General features: G+C 36.8%; 2 protein-coding genes. Both read right to left on the bottom strand.

The features are described from left to right. Positions 1-283: 283 nt before the first annotated feature. Positions 284-775, bottom strand: a complete 492-nt coding sequence (locus ACGH4F_RS09445; RefSeq protein WP_411591000.1) for a hypothetical protein — start codon at positions 773-775, stop codon at positions 284-286. Then, entirely contained in the window at positions 776-2,581 is a 1,806-nt protein-coding gene (locus tag ACGH4F_RS09440) for an EndoU domain-containing protein (protein ID WP_411590999.1), read from the bottom strand. Positions 2,582-2,902: the final 321 nt, after the last annotated feature.

The following is a 2,902-nucleotide window of genomic DNA, read 5'->3' as shown; positions in this document are numbered from 1 at the left end:
AGCCTACATTTTTCAAGGGTTTAATAAATTTGGTTGCCCTTACCGCCGGTATAAACCCGACAATAAATTGACTGACATAATTAGGTAAACATTTTTGATGAAATGTTTTAGTTTATTTGCTTTTTTAATGTGTTGTGAATCCCATTAAAGGCTGGAGCAGAATGGTGTTTATGTCGCGCGATCATTCATTATTAAAGTTATACAGAATAGATTAATTATTGAACCTATAATGTTGATCTGGGTACTTAAAAATTAGCTCCCCACAAGTTAAGTGGGGAAGTGATTAACAAGCGTAAGGAACCAAATGAGAATTTGGCAATCCATTGTAGATATCGATCGCTTCTTGCCCTTCTGCAATAAACTCAACATCAATAGGATCGGGTGGGTTATTGGGATCTTTAAAATCTCCTTCTAAGAAAGCTTTATATTGCTCTAACACATATAAAAGTTGTTCTTTGGTCATAATGACTTGTTGTTCTTCGACGTATTCATTACCTATAAAAACATAATTTCCAGTAATCAAAACCCAGTGAGCATTACCAATGCCAAACATGCCATCGGGTGCTCGGCTGTGTTCTAAATCTGTCAAATTATTAATCCAGATATTGACTGAGTTTATTGAATATTGAATATCGTTACCTAACCAGGTAGCAATTTCACAAACTCCGTATCCTTGTGTAGGTGTATATCTAATATTATCATTGGGTAACAAGCCTGTAGGATAAAATTCTTTAGATTCATCTAACCAAGATAAGTATATTTTTTTATTTTTCATTTATTTTTTACCTTTATAAATTGGCCATGCAGTAGCACCCGTACCATTCGGTTTTTTATAATAGCCATATATTTCTATACCACTTGAAGACGTTCCCTGCCACATGTTTTTATCTTTTGGGTGTGGTATCGAGTTTTCAAAAGCACTTTTAATTTCCATTTCAGTTTGTCGTTTAGACCAATGCTCAGGAAAAAAGGTTGTTTCAGCTTGTTTTTTATACCATTTCCCCGTTGCAGGATCTCTGACTGATATATATCCTTTTGTGACACCATTAGTATCAGCTGCACCTGTCCACTTATCTACTTTAATATTCGGATCTTTTAAATAATGCCCACCAGTACCAACCTTAGTACCATTTGCATAAGTTTTTATTTCACCATTTAAAATATGTTCAGTATTGATTGTTACTTGAGTACCTTTACCTGTTTGTTGTTGAATTAATTCAGCAGGTGTAGAAGAAGGTTTAAAGTTATTAAGATAATCTCCAGCTTCACTTCCTGTATGCGTCGTCCTCGTTTCAGCAACATTATTCCAATTAACCTCATCTAATTCAACCTCTACCGCTTCAATTTTATGATGTACTTTCGCTCTGACTTCAGTGCCAGTTATTTTGATGCGGGCGTATTTTAATAAGCGTAGTGAACGGGTTAAGGGTTCGGCTAAGCCGCCGGCTATTATTCCTTCTAAGCTGTTTTTTAATCGTCCTTCTGCAAAACTATCGTCTGGTTTGGCTTGTAAATATTCGGTTATTGGGTTAGCCAGTTCGGGAAATTCTTGTACTAAGTTTGACAGGCGTTCTTCATGAGGGCTAAATACCGTAAAATCTGTGACACTGCCTGCTATCATCCCTTTTACCCACGAGCCTACATTTTTCAAGGGTTTTATAAATTTGGTTGCCCTTACCGCCGGTATAAACCCGACAATAAATTGACTGACACCATGTGTTATCCCGCCTGAGATAGTCTGTGGTGGTGATACCTCAGGCATTTGTATAGGATTAGGTGCCTGACCAATCGGTTTATCACTGATAATTTCTGCATGCACTCGAGCAAAAAATAGCGGAGATATCGGATTAATTAAGGTGCTATCCCATAATAAATCGAGTGTACTTTGCCCTGCATCTCGTAATCCACCCAATATCTGTAAGGGGACATCTTGATACCAGGCTCGGTGCTGTGTTTGTCGGTCAAAGATGACATCCACTAATTTTATATCCGGCTCAAGATTGACGTAAGCATGTCCACGACTATCAAGTTGACCCTGATAAATCATTCGTTGATTACTGTTATTAAATAACGTAAAAGAGTGATTCGGTAAGTTTTCGACACTGAATTCTATCCAGTTATCATCATCAAAGAAAAACAACTCCCGTTCCCGTATTTCTGCCGGGGTTAATTTACGTGGCGCTTTGTTGCTCGGTAGTCTTAAAAAATTGGTCTGAGGCGGTAATAATCCACAATCAAGTGTGAGTGGTTTTTCAATTAACAACGCCCGACCGGTTGTCAGGGCTTCTGTTAAGGCTTGCGTAACTTTGGCGTTATCATGACCATAGTGATTGTTGCCATAATATAACCCCAAGTTTTCCAGTGTCGGGTAAAGCTGTTGACATTGTTCAGGATGTTGAACGCAATGAGCAATAGCTTCATCTTGTGCAGCGCTGTAATCGTAACGAACGGTGTTATAACCGGATGCCTGTAACTGTGTTTTGGGAAACTCATAAAACCCATACTGGGCTAACAGACTTTCGGGGGCTTTCTTTTGTAGTGCCAGCCACTCTTTTTGAGTAATCAATTTATAACATTTCATACAGCTTGTTGTTCTCTATCCCTTATATACCAAATCCGTAATGCATAAGCTTAAACTGACGATTTAAAGCTAACATTTTGCATTTTATGGTTTTATTTTGCATTTTTATATAAAACCATTTTTTTAGGATAGATTATTTTTTGACAGGCGACAAGCTTTTTTTTCTTTTTTTAGGAAACAAATGCGCAATTTATTAGAAATGATTACCCGTTATTTTTTTAATCTCAACAAACAAATTCTAATTATAAATCATTAATCAAATGGTATTGCATAAGCAATAACCGATAAAAGTCAGAATAATGAATTTATTTCTGGCTCTTT

The sequence above is a fragment of the Gilliamella sp. CG35 genome (assembly GCF_046635745.1).
GTDB lineage: Bacteria > Pseudomonadota > Gammaproteobacteria > Enterobacterales > Orbaceae > Gilliamella > Gilliamella apicola_I.
This window is presented reverse-complemented; position numbering and strand designations above follow the sequence as displayed.